The 15,997-nt window shown below is 73.4% G+C and carries 18 protein-coding genes; 10 read left to right on the top strand and 8 right to left on the bottom strand.

Translation table 11 applies throughout. From position 1 onward, the window contains the following. The first annotated feature begins 69 nt into the window (after nucleotides 1–69). Both OG370_RS05450 and OG370_RS05445 read left to right on the top strand, forming a co-directional pair. On the top strand, nucleotides 70–912 hold the full coding sequence (locus OG370_RS05450) for a S8 family peptidase (protein ID WP_328461161.1): 843 nt from the start codon (nucleotides 70–72) through the stop codon (nucleotides 910–912). A 41-nt stretch (nucleotides 913–953) separates the two neighbouring features. After that, nucleotides 954–1,475: a GAF domain-containing protein gene (locus OG370_RS05445; protein ID WP_328473810.1), complete on the top strand. Its 522-nt coding sequence runs from the start codon at nucleotides 954–956 to the stop codon at nucleotides 1,473–1,475. Between the two features lie 70 nt (nucleotides 1,476–1,545). On the opposite strand, the gene OG370_RS05440 is transcribed toward OG370_RS05445, so the two are convergent. Then, nucleotides 1,546–2,388 (bottom strand): aldo/keto reductase, encoded by an 843-nt coding sequence (locus tag OG370_RS05440; RefSeq protein WP_328461159.1) that lies wholly within the window; start codon nucleotides 2,386–2,388, stop codon nucleotides 1,546–1,548. 345 nt (nucleotides 2,389–2,733) lie between these two features. Between OG370_RS05440 and OG370_RS05435 the strand changes: the two genes are divergently transcribed. Further along, on the top strand, nucleotides 2,734–4,824 hold the full coding sequence (locus tag OG370_RS05435) for a SpoIIE family protein phosphatase (RefSeq protein ID WP_328461157.1): 2,091 nt from the start codon (nucleotides 2,734–2,736) through the stop codon (nucleotides 4,822–4,824). Between the two features lie 94 nt (nucleotides 4,825–4,918). Here the strand turns inward: OG370_RS05435 and OG370_RS05430 are convergent, their stop codons facing one another. Then, nucleotides 4,919–5,530 carry a LysE/ArgO family amino acid transporter gene (locus OG370_RS05430; protein WP_328461155.1) on the bottom strand — a complete coding sequence of 204 codons (612 nt, stop codon included), beginning with the start codon at nucleotides 5,528–5,530 and terminating at the stop codon, nucleotides 4,919–4,921. Nucleotides 5,531–5,695: 165 nt separating this feature from the next. Between OG370_RS05430 and OG370_RS05425 the strand changes: the two genes are divergently transcribed. After that, nucleotides 5,696–6,652 (top strand): LysR family transcriptional regulator ArgP, encoded by a 957-nt coding sequence (locus OG370_RS05425; protein WP_328461153.1) that lies wholly within the window; start codon nucleotides 5,696–5,698, stop codon nucleotides 6,650–6,652. A gap of 59 nt (nucleotides 6,653–6,711) precedes the next feature. On the opposite strand, the gene OG370_RS05420 is transcribed toward OG370_RS05425, so the two are convergent. After that, nucleotides 6,712–7,434 (bottom strand): SDR family NAD(P)-dependent oxidoreductase, encoded by a 723-nt coding sequence (locus OG370_RS05420; RefSeq protein WP_328461151.1) that lies wholly within the window; start codon nucleotides 7,432–7,434, stop codon nucleotides 6,712–6,714. A gap of 181 nt (nucleotides 7,435–7,615) precedes the next feature. On the opposite strand from OG370_RS05420, the gene OG370_RS05415 reads away from it, so the two are divergent. Continuing rightward, nucleotides 7,616–8,272, top strand: a complete 657-nt coding sequence (locus tag OG370_RS05415) for a TetR/AcrR family transcriptional regulator (RefSeq protein ID WP_328461149.1) — start codon at nucleotides 7,616–7,618, stop codon at nucleotides 8,270–8,272. A gap of 139 nt (nucleotides 8,273–8,411) precedes the next feature. Here the strand turns inward: OG370_RS05415 and OG370_RS05410 are convergent, their stop codons facing one another. Continuing rightward, nucleotides 8,412–8,735 (bottom strand): hypothetical protein, encoded by a 324-nt coding sequence (locus OG370_RS05410; RefSeq protein WP_328461147.1) that lies wholly within the window; start codon nucleotides 8,733–8,735, stop codon nucleotides 8,412–8,414. A 106-nt stretch (nucleotides 8,736–8,841) separates the two neighbouring features. Here OG370_RS05410 and ykgO point away from each other — a divergent pair, with 106 nt between their 5' ends. The 4 genes from ykgO (at nucleotide 8,842) to OG370_RS05390 (ending at nucleotide 11,478) form a co-directional block, all read left to right on the top strand. After that, nucleotides 8,842–8,964, top strand: a complete 123-nt coding sequence (ykgO, locus tag OG370_RS05405; RefSeq protein WP_328461145.1) for a type B 50S ribosomal protein L36 — start codon at nucleotides 8,842–8,844, stop codon at nucleotides 8,962–8,964. 355 nt (nucleotides 8,965–9,319) lie between these two features. Beyond that, nucleotides 9,320–9,979 (top strand): double zinc ribbon domain-containing protein, encoded by a 660-nt coding sequence (locus OG370_RS05400; RefSeq protein WP_328461143.1) that lies wholly within the window; start codon nucleotides 9,320–9,322, stop codon nucleotides 9,977–9,979. Between the two features lie 124 nt (nucleotides 9,980–10,103). Further along, nucleotides 10,104–10,628, top strand: coding sequence for a GNAT family N-acetyltransferase (locus tag OG370_RS05395; protein ID WP_328461140.1), 525 nt, complete (start codon nucleotides 10,104–10,106; stop codon nucleotides 10,626–10,628). 91 nt (nucleotides 10,629–10,719) lie between these two features. Further along, nucleotides 10,720–11,478, top strand: a complete 759-nt coding sequence (locus tag OG370_RS05390) for a class I SAM-dependent methyltransferase (protein WP_328461138.1) — start codon at nucleotides 10,720–10,722, stop codon at nucleotides 11,476–11,478. A gap of 74 nt (nucleotides 11,479–11,552) precedes the next feature. Here OG370_RS05390 and OG370_RS05385 read toward each other — a convergent pair whose 3' ends face one another. Next, nucleotides 11,553–12,293 carry a TetR/AcrR family transcriptional regulator gene (locus OG370_RS05385; protein WP_328461136.1) on the bottom strand — a complete coding sequence of 247 codons (741 nt, stop codon included), beginning with the start codon at nucleotides 12,291–12,293 and terminating at the stop codon, nucleotides 11,553–11,555. Nucleotides 12,294–12,372: 79 nt separating this feature from the next. Beyond that, the gene (locus OG370_RS05380; protein WP_328461134.1) at nucleotides 12,373–13,851 is read right to left on the bottom strand and encodes an MFS transporter; all 1,479 of its coding nucleotides are present in this window, start codon (nucleotides 13,849–13,851) and stop codon (nucleotides 12,373–12,375) included. 178 nt (nucleotides 13,852–14,029) lie between these two features. Between OG370_RS05380 and OG370_RS05375 the strand changes: the two genes are divergently transcribed. Then, nucleotides 14,030–14,743 carry a class I SAM-dependent methyltransferase gene (locus OG370_RS05375; protein ID WP_328461132.1) on the top strand — a complete coding sequence of 238 codons (714 nt, stop codon included), beginning with the start codon at nucleotides 14,030–14,032 and terminating at the stop codon, nucleotides 14,741–14,743. A gap of 114 nt (nucleotides 14,744–14,857) precedes the next feature. Here OG370_RS05375 and OG370_RS05370 read toward each other — a convergent pair whose 3' ends face one another. Further along, complete coding sequence (locus tag OG370_RS05370) at nucleotides 14,858–15,622, bottom strand: SDR family NAD(P)-dependent oxidoreductase (protein ID WP_328461130.1); 765 nt, start codon at nucleotides 15,620–15,622, stop codon at nucleotides 14,858–14,860. Next, nucleotides 15,619–15,936 carry a hypothetical protein gene (locus OG370_RS05365; protein WP_328461128.1) on the bottom strand — a complete coding sequence of 106 codons (318 nt, stop codon included), beginning with the start codon at nucleotides 15,934–15,936 and terminating at the stop codon, nucleotides 15,619–15,621. The genes OG370_RS05370 and OG370_RS05365 overlap by 4 nt, the downstream gene beginning before the upstream one ends. Nucleotides 15,937–15,997: the final 61 nt, after the last annotated feature.

Below are 15,997 nucleotides of genomic sequence, written 5' to 3'. Positions count from 1 at the left end.
CCGGCCCGCCGGACCCCCGGCCACCCCCGCACCGGAACGTGACACCGCCAGAACGCGAGAGGCTGCTGAATGACAACCGCCGAGCAGGGCGCCGGTCCCCGACTCACCTGGAGTCTGCGCGGCAAGCGCCCCGAGGACGTACTGGTCGCCGCGGACGGCGAGCGGCCGGCGCCCGACCGGGACTGGGCCGGCGCGCTGGGCACCGGCGTGCGGGTGTGCGTCGTCGACTCCGGGGTGGAGGACGGCCATCCGCTGATCGGCAGGGTCGACGGGGCCTGGACGGTCCGCAAGGACGAGACGGGGACCAGCGTCGTGGAAACCGACGCCACCGACACCTGCGGCCACGGCACGGCCTGCGCGGGCATCATCCGCAGAACCGCTCCGGAGTGCGAGCTGTACAGCGTGCAGGTGCTCGGCAAGGGGTTCGGCGGCACCGGCGACGTCCTGCTCGCGGGCCTGCGCTGGGCGATCCGGCAGGGCTTCGACGTGATCAACCTGAGCCTGTCCACCACCCGGCCGCAGTTCGCCGAGGAACTGCGGGTGCTCGCCGACGAGGCGTACTTCCGCGGCACCGCGATCGTCGCCTCCGCGCACAACACGCCGGTGGAGAGCTTCCCTTGGCGCTTCGCCTCGGTGATCTCGGTGGGCAGCCACCAGGAGGACGACCCGGAGCTGCACCTGTACAACCCGAGCCCCCCGGTGGAGTTCTTCGCCCCGGGCCAGAACGTGCAGGTGGCGTGGCTCGGCGGGGCGACGATCAGGACCACGGGCAACAGCTTCGCCACGCCCTACATCGCCGGGCTCTGCGCCCGCATCCTGTCCCGGCACCGCCGGATGACGACCTTCCAGCTCAAGAACGCGCTCTACCTTTCCGCGGCCAACGTCCAACTGGGCATCAGGGGTGCTTCGTGACACAGAGCAACGCAGAGACCGATCCGCTGTCGCAGGAGTTGATGCAGTCGGTGGTCGACACGGCCCGGGCCATCTTCGGCGCCCAGGCCAGTTCGGTGTTCCTGCTGGACGAGTCGAGCCACGAGCTGGTCTTCCAGGCCGTCTCGGGCCAGGGCGAGAGCTTTCTGGTGGGGCGGCGCTTCCCGGCCGAGAGCGGGATCGCCGGCTGGGTGGTCTCCTCGGGCGAGCCCATGGTCGTGGACGACCTGTCCCGCAGCGCCTCCTTCGACCGGGACTTCGCCGAGTCCACCGAGTACGTGCCCGACTCGCTGATGGCCGCGCCGCTGACGCACGGTGACCGGGTGCTGGGCGTGCTGGAGGTGCTCGACCCGGTGCCCCAGGCCAGGTCGAGCCTGAGCGAGCTGGACCTGCTGGCGCTGTTCGCCCGGCACGCGGCGGCCGCGCTGCGGGTGGTCGTGGACCGGGCGCGGCCCGCGGACGCCGGCTCCCTCGGCGGAGACGGGCGCGCGGCCGCGCTGCGGATGGCGGAGGACCTGCGGCGGCTGCTGGAGACCTCCGCCTGACCTGGACCGAGAGGTCAGCGCGCTGCGCGCCGACCGAGAGGTCAGCGCGCTGCGCGCCGCGCGGGACCGGTCACGGCACCCAGTTGAACGTGTCCGGGTCCGGGCCGGTCCGCTCGCCGCGGTCCAGCGCGCTGATCTGCGCCATGTCGTCGGGTGTCAGCTCGAAGTCGAAGAGCCGGAAGTTCTCCTCGACCCGGGAGCGCGTCACCGACTTCGGGAAGACGATGTCGCCGCGCTGCAGGTGCCAGCGCAGCGTCACCTGGGCCGGGGTGCGCTCCACCCGCGCGGCGATCGCGGTGATCACCGGGTCGCCGAGGACCTTGCCCTGGGCGATCGGGGACCACGCCTCGGTGGCGATGCCGTGGTCGGCGTCGAACGCGCGCAGCTCGTCCTGCGTGAGGTAGGGGTGCACCTCGATCTGGTTGACCGCGGGCACCACCGAGGTCTCCTGGAAGAGCCGGTTCAGGTGGGTGGTCTGGAAGTTCGACACACCGATCGCCCTGACCCGGCCGGACCGGTAGATCTCCTCCATCGCCCGCCAGGTCTCGGTGTAGTCGCCGACCGCGGGCAGCGGCCAGTGCACGAGGAACAGGTCCAGGTACTCCATGCCGAGGTCGTCCAGGCTGCGGGTGAACGCAGTGAGCGCGTCCCCGTAGGCGTGGAAGCCGTTGTTGAGCTTGCTGGTGACGAAGACGTCGGAGCGCTCCAGGCCGAACGCGCGGACGGCCTGTCCGACCTCCTTCTCGTTGCCGTACATCTCGGCGGTGTCGATGTGCCGGTAGCCGGTCTCCAGCGCGGCGAGCACCGCTTTCTTGGTGTCCTTCGGCTCGATCAGGTAGGTGCCGAATCCGAGCTGCGGGATCACCACACCGTTGTTGAGCGTGACATCGGGGATCGTGGGCGCTGAGGTCATGGTGCGCGACTTCCTTGCGTGGTCGGCGGTGCCGCGGGTGCTCTTCGGTTGTCCCCCCAAGGTCCCCCAAGGTCCCCGAAGGGCCCTCGCGGGTCCTCGAAGTCCTGGTGGCTCTGCGATGGCCCCCGGAAGTCCCCGAGGCCGCCGTCCGCCCGTCGCGGCGCCGGGCCGGCGTGCCGCCCCCGGTACCCACCGTAACGGCAGCGGCCCGGCCCGGCCCGCCGACGGCCGCCCGGCCGCCCGAGCCGCGGGGCAGTGCTCCCCTGGGCGCCGTAGCCGGTCACATGTGCGAACGCCCGGCCCTTTCGGCGCGCCCGGTGGGCCGTGGCGAGCGATGATCGGAGGATGAGGCGGATCGGCGGCGAAACGGGCGTGCCCGAGCTCGAACCAGAGGTGTTCGACCGTGCCATCGTTGCCGTTGCCCTGACCGCCGGTGACGAGCACCGGCTGGTGTACATCAACGAGGCGTTCCGCGCCCTGTTCGGGCCTCGGGAACTGGGCGCCCGGTCCGCGGACGTGTTCACCGAGCCCAGGGCCGCCCGCTTCCTGAAGATGCTCGACCAGGTGTACCGGGACCGGGCCGCCCGCCAGGTCACCGATACCCGCACCACCGACGGCACCGCGCCCGGCGCGCCCGGCCGCCGCCACTTCGTCTACAGCTGCTCCCCGGTGGTCTCCCGGTTCGGTCCCGGCGTGCTGGCCGTGGCGGTCGACACCACCCCGCAGGTCGACGCGGTGGAGGCCGCGCAGCTGCTCTCCGAGCAGCGGCAGAAGGCGTTGCAGCGGTACGAGGCGCTGATGTCCGCCGTCACGCAGATCGTCTGGCTGATGAAGCCCAACGGCGACATCACCGAGCTGGTCGGCGGCTTCGAGGACTTCACCGGCAGCCCGTGGCGGCCGGTGATCGACCAGGAGTGGCTCAGGGCGGTGCACCCGCACGACCGGACCCGGCTGGTGCGCACCTGGATCGACGCGTCCGAGGGGACCCCGTCCCTGTTCGTGTGCACGTTCCGGCTGCGCACCGCCTCCGGCGAGTACCGGCACGTGCAGTCCCGCGCCGTGCCGATCGAGCGCGGCGGGGTGCTGGTGGAGTGGATCGGCGCCACCGCGGACATCGAGGACCAGTGGCGCAACCGGCTGCGCGAGCGGCTGCTGGCACGGGTGGCCACCGTCACCGGCACCGACGACGTGCCCGACGCGTTCGCCGCCGTCGCCGCGGCGGTGGTGCCGGACCTGACCGACGCGTGCGCGGTCTTCATGCTGCCCTCGGCCGGCATCGGCGGCCCGCTCACCGCGGTCCGGGTGGCGTCCACCGCCCGCTCCGGCCTGCCGGACATGCCCCCGCTGAGCAACCAGCCCTACATCGTGGGCTCGGTCGCCCAGCAGGTGATCGAGAGCAGCCGCCCCAAGCTGCTGGTCTTCCCCGCCGGCGAGCCGCCCGACGGCGTGCTGTCGGAGATGTCCAGGAAGTGGCTGCGCGCGGCGCGGGCCACCAGCCTGACCTTGGTGCCGATCGTGATCGACTCGGCCGTGGTCGCGTTCGCCTGCGCGGCCGGCTGCGCGGACAGCCCGCCGCCCGGTTCCGCGGACCTCGCGCTGCTCGGCGAGATCCTGCACGAGGTGCGCGAGCCGCTGCGGCAGGCGGTGGAGCTGCAACGCACCCGGCACACCGCGCTGACCCTCCAGCGCGCCCTGCTGTCGGCGACCCCGCGGGTGCCCGGCGCCGAGCTGGCCGCGCACTACCAGCCGGCCAGCAAGACCGCGGAGATCGGCGGCGACTGGTACGACGCGCTGCTGCTGCCCGACGGCACCGTCACCCTCACCATCGGCGACATCGCCGGCCACGACCTGGACGCCGCCACTTCGATGAGCCAACTGCGCAGCATGCTGCGGGTGATCGCCTACGACCAGGACCATCCGAACAGCCCGGCCGAGAGCCTGTCCCAGCTGGACCGGGTGGTGGACGGCCTGAACATCGCGCCGCTGGTCACGGTGGTGCACGCCAACCTGGTGCCGCGGGCCGGCGGCCGCTGGCACGTGGCCTGGTCCAACGCCGGCCACCCGCCGCCACTGCTGCTGCCCGCCGATGGCGAGCCGCGCTACCTGCACGGCGCGGGCCCGGACCTGCCGCTGTGCGTGGCACCGTCGATGCCGCGCACCACCTGGCACCACGAACTGAAGAACGGCGACACCCTGCTGCTCTACACCGACGGCCTGATCGAGGTGCCCGGCACGGACCTCGGCGAGGGCATGGCGACGCTCGCCCGGATCGCCGAAACCGCCCGCGCGGAGGGGCTGACCCTCGCGGAGATCTGCGCCCAGCTGCTGTCGGGCGTCGGCAACCGCCGCGACGACGCCGCCGTGATCGGCTTCCGCCCGGTCCACCAGGGCGGCACCACCCCCGGCGCCGCGTGGGGCGGACCCCTTCTCGGCTGAACCGCCGCGCGGAACAGGGGCGTTGGGGCCGTGTCGGGCGGCGGCCGGCCAAGCGCGATCCCGGCCCGGTTCGTACGGTCGCGGCGGCGCCGTCTCACGCCCGGGTCGCCATCAGGACGCCCAGGCAGACCATGCTCACGGCGATCACGGCGTCGAGCACCCGCCAGGACCCGGGCCGGGCGAACGGGCGGCGCAGCAGCCGCGCGCCGAAGCCGAGGCCGCTGAACCACAGCACGCTCGCCGTGACCGCGCCCGCCCCGAACGGCCAGCGCGCGCCGCCGTAGGAGTTGGCGACCGAGCCGAGCAGCAGCAGCGTGTCCAGGTAGACGTGCGGGTTGAGCCAGGTCAGCGCCAGGCAGGTGAGGACGGCGGTGCGGGCGGAGGCGCCCGCGCCCTCGGCGGCGGAGAGCCGCTGCGGCCGCAGCGCCCGGCGGGCGGCCAGCACGCCGTACGTCACCAGGAACGCGCCGCCGATCCACCCGGTGGCGGTCACTGCGGCCGGCCAGCGGCGTACGACGGTGCCGACGCCGCCGATGCCCGCCGCGATCAGCACGGCGTCGGAGGCGGCGCAGATCCCGACCACCGCGGGCACGTGCTCCCGGCGGATGCCCTGGCGCAGCACGAACGCGTTCTGGGCGCCGATGGCCACGATGAGGGTCAGACCGGTACCGAGGCCCGCCAGGGCGGCGAGGAGAGCTGCGTGCATGGACCGAGGCTAGGAGCGGGCGGATCGTACAGGCCAGCTAATGATTCTTAGGTAGCATGAGGATTCCTTAACACCCTCCGTACGGCTTCCGGGCCGGACGGCGGCGGTGGCGGGCGGCGCCGACGAAGGCGCCGGCGCGGGCGGCAGGAAGTGGGGTGCGGGTCGATGGCGGGGCTTCCGCTGGACCAGGTGCGTACGCTGCTGGCCGCCGTGGACGAGGGCACGTTCGAGGCGGCGGCCGAGGCCCTGCACGTCACGCCGTCCGCGGTGAGCCAGCGGATCAAGGCGCTGGAGCAGCGCACCGGCCGGGTGCTGCTGCTGCGGACGAAGCCGGTGCGGCTGACGGCGTCGGGCGAGGTCGTGGTCCGGTTCGGCCGGCAGCTCGCGCGGCTGGAGCAGGACGCCGGCGCCGAACTCGGCCTCGGCGACGCACTCGGCCCCGCCACGTTGCCGATCGCGGTCAACGCCGACTCGCTGGCGACCTGGTTCCTGCCCGCGCTCGCCGAGGCCGCCGCCGACCGCGGCATCCTCTTCGACCTGCACCGCGACGACGAGGACCACACCGCGGCGCTGCTGCGCCAGGGCCGGGTGATGGCCGCGGTCACCTCCTCGCCGCAGGCCGTGCAGGGCTGCTCGGTGCGGGCGCTCGGCCGGATGCGCTACCGGGCCAGGGCCGCGCCCCGGTTCGCCGCCCGCTGGATCGCCGACCGTCCGCTGCGCGAGGCGCTGCCGGCCGCCCCCGTCATCGTCTTCGACCGCAAGGACGAACTCCAGGACCGGTTCCTGCGCGGGCTCGCACCCCGGCAGGCCCGCGCGGCCACCCGCGCCCGGCACTACATGCCTTCGTCCGAGGCGTATCTCGACGCGGTCGCCGCCGGGCTGGGCTGGGGCATGATCCCGGACCTGCAGGCCGGTCCCCATCTGGCGGCGGGCACCCTCGTCGAACTCGCCGCCCGCCGGCCGATCGACGTGCCGCTGTACTGGCAGCAGTGGAAGCTCGACTCCCCTGACCTGGCCGTCGTCGCGGACGCGGTGGGCCGGGCGGCCGCCCGCGAACTCTCCCCGACGACGGCAGCAGCGACGGCACCTGTGAAGGCGACGGCGACGCCGACGGCGGGCTGACCCGGGCCGGGCGGCACGGCCGTACGGCCCGGCCCGCGGACCCCTCGATCACCGCCGGGTCACGCGACGGCGCGGCCCCCGTCGACCGGGACCGTGGCGCCGGTGATGTACGTGGCGCGGGGCGAGGCGAGGAAGACCACCGCCGCGGCGATCTCCTCGGTGCTCGCGTGCCGGCTCAGCAGCGTCGTGGAGCCGAGCGCGTCGACCATCTCCAGCGGAGCGCTCTCGGTGAGCGTGGGGCCGGGGGAGACGCTGTTGACGCGCACCCCGGACGTGCCGAACTCCCCGGCCCAGGTGCGGGTCAGCGAGTTCACCGCGGCCTTGGTGGCGGCGTAGACGGAACTGCCGGGGAGCGAGATGGTCGCGGCCATCGTGCTGATGTTGACCACGCTGCCCTCGCCGCGCTCGGCCATCCGCGGCGCGATCGCGGCGGTGAGGAAGTACAGCGCCCGCACGTTGACCTGGAACATCGCGTCGAACGACGCCACGGTCTGCTCGGCGGTCGGGCTGAAGTCGAAGATGCCGGCGTTGTTGACGAGGATGTCGACATCGGCGGCCTCCTCGGCGAGCCGCCGGACCGAGTCGAGGTCGGTCATGTCGGCGGCGAAGAAGCGCGCCTTGCCGCCCGCGTCCTCGATCGCGGCGACCGTCGCCGCGCCGCGTTCCGCGTTGCGCCCGGTGACGATGACCTCGGCGCCCCCGGTGGCGAGTTGCAGGGCGACCTCCCGGCCGATGCCGGCGGTGCCGCCGGTGACCAGTGCCTTGCGGCCTTCGAACTCCATGGTGATCCGCCTGGTTTCTGTAGTGGTGTGCGCTGCGCGGTGCGCGGCCCGCGTGGACGTACGGGGTGCCCGCCGCCGAAGTCGTCGCCGCCGGTAAAGATTGGAGCGATGACTCCATTCTTGGCACAGAAGGATTGGAGTGTCAACTCCAGAAACCGGCGTGGCGCGCTACGCTGAGCGCATGAGCATCGACTCGCCTCCCGGGTCCGACCCGACGGCCCCCCAGCGGCTGACCCGCAAGGGCGCCGCCACCCGGGGACGCATCGTGGCCGCCGCGGCCGGGCTGATGCTGGAGCGCGGCGTGGCGGGTACCAGCACCGACGACGTGCGTGCCGCGGCCGGGGTCAGCACCTCGCAGATCTACCACTACTTCGCGGACAAGAACGCCCTGGTCCGCGCGGTGATAGCGCACCAGACGCAGGCCGTGCTGGACGCCCAGGAGCCGCTGCTGAGCAGCCTGGACTCCCTGCCGGCGCTGCGGGCCTGGCGTGATCTCGTGGTCGACCTGCAGCGGGAGCGGCACTGCCAGGGCGGCTGCCCGATCGGGTCGCTGGCCAGCGAACTCGCCGAGAGCGACGACGTGGCGCGCGGCGACCTCGTGGACGGTTTCGCCCGCTGGGAGGCGGCGATCCGGGCCGGTATCCACGCGATGCACGACCGCGGGGAGCTACGGCGCGACGCCGACCCGGACCAGCTCGCACTGGCTCTGCTCGCCGCTCTGCAGGGCGGGCTCCTGCTCACCCAGACCCGGCGCGAGACCGCCCCGCTGGAGGCGGCACTCGACGCGATGCTCGCGCACATCGCCGACCTGACGGTCCGGACCGACCGTCTGGGCTGAGGGCTGACGCTGACGGACGACGGTGATGGTCGACGGCTGGCGACGAGGGCTGACGCCCTTCGCGGGTGCGAGCCGGATCATGCGAGCGCCCCGCCCGCACCGGGGGCCGGGCAGGCAGGGCGGAAGGCTCGGCCGAGGCTCAGTGGTCCTCGGGGTCGTCGATCGGGCCGGGGCTGGTGAAGTCCGGACTGGAGAAGCCGGGGCTGGAGAACCCCGCCTCCTCGGGCACGAGGTCGTCGGCGTCCTCGGCCTCGTAGTCGGGGCCCTTGAACGGCGGCACTTCGTAGTCGGGCGGGGTGAAGTCGCCGATCCGGTCGCCGCCGGGGCTGGTGAAGTCCGGGCTGGAGAAGTCGGGACTGGAGAAACCCGGGCTGGAGAAGTCCGGGCCGTCGTCGTCCTCGGCTCCTCCCGCGCGCTTCGTCGCGTCGGTGCCCTCGGTGCCGTCCTGCGGTGCGTCGGTCATGGCCTCGGCCGTCCCCTCCTGGGCCGCCCGCCCGCGCGGAATGAACGCGCGTGCGCCGCGGTTGTCGCCCCTGCACCGTAGAGACTACGAGCAGAAAGGCGCCGCCATGAAGGTTCGCAACTCGCTTCGCTCCCTGAAGGGCCGGCCGGGCGCCCAGATCGTCCGCCGCCGCGGCAAGGTCTACGTGATCAACCGCAAGGACCCGCGCGGCAAGGCCCGCCAGGGCTGACCCCGGCACGTCCATCCGGCCGCGGCCGCCGCACCCGATCCGGGTCCCGGCGGCCGCGGCCGCGTGCTGCCCGGGCGCGCTGCCCCGAGCCCGCCCGGCCGCCTCCGCACGGTGCCGCGCGGCCGTGGGAGGTGGGTCGTCAGTGCCTGGTGATGGGGGTGGGAGGAGCGGGGCGCGGTGGGGCGTTCGGGGCCGCGGACAGGGGCGCCCGGAGGCCCCCGGATGTGGGAAAGTATGCCTGCCTGCGGTGCCGGACCGGCCCGCAGAACCGGGAGGACGTACGGGGCGTCCCTTGCCGGTGGGGGACGACCGGCGGGTACGGGCCCGGCCGGAGACTGCTCGGGGAGGGCGACCGGTGACCGCGGAGATCTACTTCAGCAACAACTACCGCGATCTGTGCCAGGAACAGGGCACGGGCGCGGGGTTCCAGTTCGAGTTCTCCTGCAACCGGTGCAACGACACCTGGCGTTCGCGGTTCGAGGCGTACACCGGCGGACGGATGGCCAGTTGGGTCGGCAAGGGCGTCAACGCGGCCTGGGGGATGCTCGGTCGGGCCGGCAGCGGCATGTCCACGGCGGCCGACGGCCTCGCCGGAGCCGGCTACGGCAGCGCCCGCGACGCGGCGTTCCAGCGCGCGATCAGCAACGCGGAGGGCCACTTCAACCGCTGCCCGCGCTGCACCGGTTACGTCTGCAACCGCTGCTGGAACGCCGGCCAGGGCATCTGCCTGACCTGCGCGCCCGACACCGCCGCCGAGGCGGTCGCCGCCCAGCAGCGCGGCCTCAACGACATGGTCTCCGAGCGCGCCTACGCCGCCGGCCAGAACTCCGGGCAGTCGTTCGCGGTGAACACCCCGCGCCAGCTGGTCTGTCCGCAGTGCAGCGCCGAGACCCACGGTTCGGCCTTCTGCCCCGGCTGCGGCCACCAGCTCGCGCAGCAGGACACCTGCGGTTCGTGCAGCGCCCAGCTCCCCGCGGGCGCGGCCTTCTGCCCGGACTGCGGCACCCGCCGCTGACGCGTTCCGCCCGCACCGCTCCGGCGTCGCACCGTACCGCCCCGGCGGTGCGGTGTCCTGGCGTACCGGGAGCGGCTCGGGGCCCCTGCACTGGTCCTGACCTGCGACGTGTGATGCTGGCGGCATGACTGATCGACACGAGGTCGCCGTCGTCCGCTGGCCTGACCGGGACCCGGGCGCGCAACCCCAGGAGGGGCCGGCCGAGCTGCTGGCGGCCTACCATCTGCGGACGCAGGCCGAGAAGGGCGAGGCCGTCGCCGGAGTGGACAACCTGCCGGAGCGCTACCGCGCCGAGATCGCCGACCCGGAGGCCGCCTTCGCCGCCGACGTCGTGCTGCTGGCACTGGGCGGCGACGCGGGGAACGCGGGCGACGCGGCGGTGGGCTGCCTGGTGGTGACCGACCCCGTCGAGGGCAGGGCCGAGATCAAGAGGCTCTGGACCGATCCGGCGTACCGCGGGCGGGGCGTCGCGTCCGGCCTGGTCCGCGCCGCCCTCGCGTGGGCCGCGCGGAGCGGTGTGCGCACCCTGCGGCTGTCGGTGTGGGAGTGGCGGACCGACGCGATCGCGCTGTACGAGCGGCTCGGATTCACCGTCACCGCGTCGTGGGACGAGCGGGAGCGGCTGGTCTGCATGGAACGCGCCGTCTGAGGACCGCCGCGGGCCGCCGCCGTGACGGTCCCGCCGTGGCCGTCCCGTCGTGACGGTCCGGCCGCGCACCGCGCCCACTACGCTCGGCGCCGTGACGAAGACGCCCGCGTACCACCTGGACCGGACCAGTGCGCTCTCCTTCGGCTCCGTCAGCGAGCAGTACGACCGGTTCCGGCCCTCCCCGCCGCCCGGACTCGTGGACGACCTGGTCGCGCGTGCGCCCCGCGACGCGCTGGACGTCGGCTGCGGCACCGGCAAGGTCGCCGTCGCACTGGCCGGCCGCGGGACGCGGGTGCTCGGAGTGGAGATCGACGCGCGGATGGCCGCCGTGGCGCGGGGACACGGACTGCCGGTCGAGCTCGGGGCGTTCGAGGCATGGGAGGCCGCGGGCCGCACCTTCGACCTGATCACCTGCGGCGACGCGTGGCACTGGATCGACCCGGCCCGCGGCGCCGGGAAGGCCGCGTCGCTGCTGCGGCCGGGCGGCACGCTCGCCCTGTTCTGGAGCTACCTGCTCCTCGCCGACGACGACGCGGCGCTCTTCCAGCGGCTCTACGACGAGCACGCGCCGCGGGCGAGGACGCACAGCTACCTCCCGCACCAGACACGGAGCGAACCCTTCGAGCCGATCGGGGAGTTCGAGCCGTTCGAGGTGCGGCAGTACCGCTGGGAGGCGACGGTGAGCGCCGACGACTGGGTCGGGCTCATCGCCACCTTCAGTGACCACCAGGCCCTGGACCCAGGGCAGTTGGCGGCCCTCCAGCGGGCGCTGCACGACGCGATCGAGGGGCTGGGCGGCGGCGTCAGGGTGTCGCGCGGGGTGCACGCGGCGTTCGCGCGGCGGCGATGACGGGGCGTACGCCCGAGCGCCGTGGCCCGCCGCCGGGGGCCGCGCCGGTGCCGGGGCCGAAGCCCCGGCGGCCGTCAGCCGCCCGCGTTGATGCGGGTCAACTCCTCGCGGGTGACGGCGGAGCGCGTGCTCGGGGCGCCCGGCGCGCGCATCCCGGCCAGGTGGATGTCCGTGTAGCGCTGCCAGGCGTCGGGCGTCACGGTGCCGCTGGTCTCCACCACCCCGCGCATCCCCCAGATCAGCGTCATCACGTCGCCGAGTTCGATGTGCGGGTCGATCCGGCCGGACGCCTTCGCCTGGTCGAGGAGCCGGTCGATCAGGTCACGCAGCTGCTCCACGCACGCGGCCTCGGTGCGCCCGATCAACTTGTGGGCGTAGCCGCGGTGTTCGCTCAGCCAGCGGCCGAAGACCCGTACGAACGCCTCGAATCCGGTGCCGCCGGGGTGGGAGAGCGAGGTGCGGGCCTGGCCGACCAGCTCGCCGAGGAGTTGCGCGGCGATCTCGTCGACCAGCGCCTCCTTGTTCGGGAAGCGCCGGTAGAGCGTGCCGACCCCGACCCCGGCGCGGGACGCGATGAGTTCCATGCTGGCGTCGGTGCCGTACTCGGTGAGGACCTCGCGGGCCGCGGCGATCACCAGCTGGTGGTTGCGCGCGGCGTCGCGCCGCATCGGCCGGTGCTGCGTGACGTGGTCGGCGCCGGCCGACGGGCCGGCCGCGGCCGGCGGCGCCGGGTGCTCGCCGCACTCGGCGTCGCGCGCGGCGCTGTCCGGTACGGAACCGTGCCCCGACTCGTGCACGGGGTGCTGCGCTGCCATCGTCCACTTCCGATCGTGCGACTCGTCCCGGTGCCGGCCCCTCCGGTGAGGGTGGCACCGGGTCCGCCGGCGCCGGACCTCACTCCGACGTGTCGCTCATGACCGTACCGCCAGGTACCGCCGTGAGCGGCGCGTGCGCCGGCTCGTTCTCCTCCGTCGAGCCCGCCACCAGCGTGCCGCGCCGGCTCACCGGGATCAGCAGCGCGGCGAGCGCGCCCACCAGCAGCGCGACGCCGAGCATCGCGAAGCCGTGGGTGTAGCCGGCCTCGCGCGGCAGGCCGTCGGCCGCCGGGTTGGAGGTGACGACGCTGGCCATCAGGGCCGCGCCGATCGAGCCGCCGATGGTGCGGATGTTGGCGTTCATGCCGCTGGCCACACCGGTCTGCTCGGCCGGCACCGCGCTCACGATCAGGCTCGACATCGCCGCGAAGGCCAGGCCGAAGCCGACGCCCATCACCGCGGTGGCGATGTACAGCTCCCAGGTCGCGGTGTGCGCGAAGGCGAGCAGCGCCATCGACACCGCGCTGATCACCGAGCCGAGCAGCACCACGGTCTTGCCGCCGATCCGGGCGGCCAGGGTGTTGGCGCCCAGGCCCACCAGGAACATCGCCACCGACATCGGCAGCAGGATCAGCCCGGACTGGGTGATGGACGAACCGAAGCCGTAGCCGGTGGACTTGGGGCTCTGCACGAACTCCGGCAGGAACGCGAAGACCGAGTACATGCCGACGCCGAAGAGCAGCGCCACCGTGTTGTTGGTCCACACCGCGGGGCGGCTCATCATCCGCATGTCGATCAGCGGCGTCGCCGAGCGGCGCTCGGTCTCGACCCACGCGACCGCGAGCACCACGGCGGCGACGATCAGGCCGATCACCTTGCCCGAGCCCCAGCCCCACACCGACGCCTGGCTGAGCGCGACGAGCAGTGCCACCAGCCACGCCGACAGCAGCAGCGCCGGCGCCCAGCTGATCCGGCCCGGGGTGCGGGTGCGGGTGGGCGGCACGAAGAAGAGCGAGGCCGCGGCCGCCACGATGGTCAGCACCATCGGCAGCCAGAACAGCCAGTGGTAGTCGAGCGCGTTCACGATCGGGCCGGCCAGCACGATGCCCAGACCGCCGCCAACCGCGACGAGCGAGGCGATCGCCCCGACCGCGCCGCTCATCTTGTCGCGGGGGAACTCGTCGCGGACGATGCCGAAGGCGAGCGGCAGCACGCCGCCGCCGACGCCCTGGATCGCCCGGGCGATGATCATCACCGTCACGTTGGTGGCCAGCGCCGCCAGCAGCGAGCCCGCGGCCAGCGCGACCAGGGTGGCCACGAAGACCGGCTTCTTGCCGACCATGTCGCCGATCCGGCCCATGATCGGGGTGAATATCGAAGCGGACAGCAGGTACGCGGTCAGTACCCAGGTGACCGTGTTCTGCGAGGTGTGCAGGGATGCCTGGATCGTCGGCAGGACCGGGGTGACCAGCGACTGGAGCAGCGCGTAGACGCTGACACTGGCCGCAAGCACCGCGAACGTCACCTGATGGTGCGTGCGCCGGGTCTCGGACGCCATGGAACTCCTTTGAACTGAAGAAAGAGAGTGCCTGAGTTCAGGAGAGCTCAGAAGAGGGCGCGGAACCGGAACTGGGGTTCCGCTAAAGACAGGATAAGCCAACGGGAATGACGGTTCCGTTTCGTTCCGGTGAGATCTCGCGCACATCGCGCCCCATCTGCCCCCTACGCTGGGCCGGGTGTTCTCCTCCCAGGGCCCCTCCGCGCGTGAACTCGCCGTCCAGGCACTGTCATCCGTCGAGCACGGCTACGACCTGCTCGCGCCGACCTTCGACCACACGCCCTTCCGCACCCCGGACCGCTTCCTCGACGCGACCGAGGCCGCGCTGAGGGCGTACGGGCCGTTCAGGACCGGGCTCGACGTGTGCTGCGGCACCGGCGCGGGCGTACGGGTGCTGGACGGGCTGTGCCCCAACGGCGTGACGGGGACGGACTTCAGCGCGGGCATGCTCGACCGGGCCCGGGCCGCGCACCCGGAACACGGCTGGGTTCGGGCCGACGCGCGGGCGCTGCCGTTCGAGACCGAGTTCGACCTCGCCGTCAGCTTCGGGGCGTTCGGGCACTTCCTGCCCGGAGAGCGGCCCGCGCTGTTCGCCGGGGTGCACCGCGCGCTGCGGCCCGGCGGCCTGTTCGCCTTCCCGATCGCCGCGCCGCCCCCGATCCGCTCGCCCTGGCACTGGGCGCTGACCGGCTTCGACGCCGCCATGCGGCTGCGCAACGCGCTGTGGCGGCCGCCCTTCGTGATGTACTACCGCACCTTCCCGCTGGAACCGGTACGGGCCGACCTCGCCGCCGCGGGCTTCTCGGTCGCCACCCTCGCGCTGGAGGAGTTCGGCCGGCGCCCCGACGGCAGCCCGCGCTGCCGGCTGGTGCTGGCCCGCAGGCTCGGATAGCCGGCGTACGGGCGGCTGCGTACCGGCGGCTGCGGGCGGGCGTTTTCCGGCGGCCGCGAGGGGTGCGGGGCGTGTGGGTGCGCCCCCGCCCCGCACCCGTCCGTCGTCCTGCGCTCAGGCCCGGCGGCCGCCGTCGACCGACAGGGCGGTGCCGGTGACGTAGGAGGCGTCCGGCGAGCACAGCCACACCGCCGCGGCGGCGACCTCCTCGGGCTCCGCCGGCCTGCCCAGCGGGGTCGCGGCCACCTGCCGCTCGGCAATCCGCGCACCGGCCGACGCGACGACACCGTCGAGCATGGGGGTCTTCGTCATCGCCGGGCACAGCGCGTTGACCCGGATGCCGTCCGGCCCGTAGTCCACGGCAGCCGCCTTGGACAGGCCGACGACGCCGTGCTTGCCGGCCACGTACGCCGGGGCGCCGGGGATCGCGTACAGGCCGCCGTTGGAGGCGACGTTGACGATCGCCCCGCCGCCGCGCCGCTTCATGGCGGGCAGTTCGTACTTCATGCACAGCCAGGTGCCGATCACGTTGACCCGCAGCACGTGCTCCCACTCCTGGACCGTCATCTCCGTCAGGACCCGTTGGTGTGAGGGGACTCCGGCGTTGTTGACCGCGAAGTCGAGCCCGCCGAACGTCGCCACGACCTGGGCCACGGCCCGCCGCACGGACTCCTCGTCGCCGATGTCGACGGCCACGGCCTCGGCCCGACCGCCCTCCCGCGCGATCAGCTCCACGGTCCTGCGGGCACCGTCCTCGTCGAGGTCGAGTACGGCGACCGCGGCCCCGCGCCGGGCGAACTCCAGCGCGCCGGCCCGCCCGATCCCGCTGCCGGCGCCGGTGACCAGCCCCGCCTTGCCCGCGTAGCCGCTCCCGCTCATGCCAGCGGCTCGTGGTTGGCCCAGATCGCCTTGTACGGATAGCGGCTCTGCCAGCGCCTGATGAGATCGACCGTCCCGGGCAGGGTGAAGGTCGCGTTGAGGGCGTCGAGGTCGGCCACGCGCAGTTGCAGGATGGCGCTGGCGACGGCCACCGGGGCATGGTCGTCGCCCGGGACACGGATGTGGTGCCGGGCCGCGACCGACTCGACCGTGCCGGAACTCGTCACGAGTTCCTCGAACTCCTTGATGTACGCGTCCAGCTCGCTCGCGGGAATCGGACTGTCGAACGCAACGATCATCGTGTGGTGAATCATGCCCCGAGTGAACAGGCACTTCTCGCGCGCGTCCAAGATCCATCCGTTCCCGATCCATGCC

The sequence above is a fragment of the Streptomyces sp. NBC_00448 genome (assembly GCF_036014115.1).
GTDB lineage: Bacteria > Actinomycetota > Actinomycetes > Streptomycetales > Streptomycetaceae > Actinacidiphila.
Note: the sequence above shows the minus strand (reverse complement) of the source record. Positions and strands in the feature narration are given on the sequence as shown.

Coding starts and splice junctions, on each gene's coding strand:
- OG370_RS05370 (WP_328461130.1), bottom strand. CDS start 15,622: ATGAGCGGGAGCGGCTACGCGGGCAAGGCGGGGCTGGTCACCGGCGCC.
- OG370_RS05450 (WP_328461161.1), top strand. CDS start 70: ATGACAACCGCCGAGCAGGGCGCCGGTCCCCGACTCACCTGGAGTCTG.
- OG370_RS05380 (WP_328461134.1), bottom strand. CDS start 13,851: ATGGCGTCCGAGACCCGGCGCACGCACCATCAGGTGACGTTCGCGGTG.
- OG370_RS05365 (WP_328461128.1), bottom strand. CDS start 15,936: ATGATTCACCACACGATGATCGTTGCGTTCGACAGTCCGATTCCCGCG.
- OG370_RS05385 (WP_328461136.1), bottom strand. CDS start 12,293: ATGGCAGCGCAGCACCCCGTGCACGAGTCGGGGCACGGTTCCGTACCG.
- OG370_RS05430 (WP_328461155.1), bottom strand. CDS start 5,530: ATGCACGCAGCTCTCCTCGCCGCCCTGGCGGGCCTCGGTACCGGTCTG.
- OG370_RS05440 (WP_328461159.1), bottom strand. CDS start 2,388: ATGACCTCAGCGCCCACGATCCCCGATGTCACGCTCAACAACGGTGTG.
- OG370_RS05395 (WP_328461140.1), top strand. CDS start 10,104: ATGACTGATCGACACGAGGTCGCCGTCGTCCGCTGGCCTGACCGGGAC.
- OG370_RS05425 (WP_328461153.1), top strand. CDS start 5,696: ATGGCGGGGCTTCCGCTGGACCAGGTGCGTACGCTGCTGGCCGCCGTG.
- OG370_RS05410 (WP_328461147.1), bottom strand. CDS start 8,735: ATGACCGACGCACCGCAGGACGGCACCGAGGGCACCGACGCGACGAAG.
- ykgO (WP_328461145.1), top strand. CDS start 8,842: ATGAAGGTTCGCAACTCGCTTCGCTCCCTGAAGGGCCGGCCGGGCGCC.
- OG370_RS05415 (WP_328461149.1), top strand. CDS start 7,616: ATGAGCATCGACTCGCCTCCCGGGTCCGACCCGACGGCCCCCCAGCGG.
- OG370_RS05420 (WP_328461151.1), bottom strand. CDS start 7,434: ATGGAGTTCGAAGGCCGCAAGGCACTGGTCACCGGCGGCACCGCCGGC.
- OG370_RS05435 (WP_328461157.1), top strand. CDS start 2,734: ATGAGGCGGATCGGCGGCGAAACGGGCGTGCCCGAGCTCGAACCAGAG.
- OG370_RS05445 (WP_328473810.1), top strand. CDS start 954: ATGCAGTCGGTGGTCGACACGGCCCGGGCCATCTTCGGCGCCCAGGCC.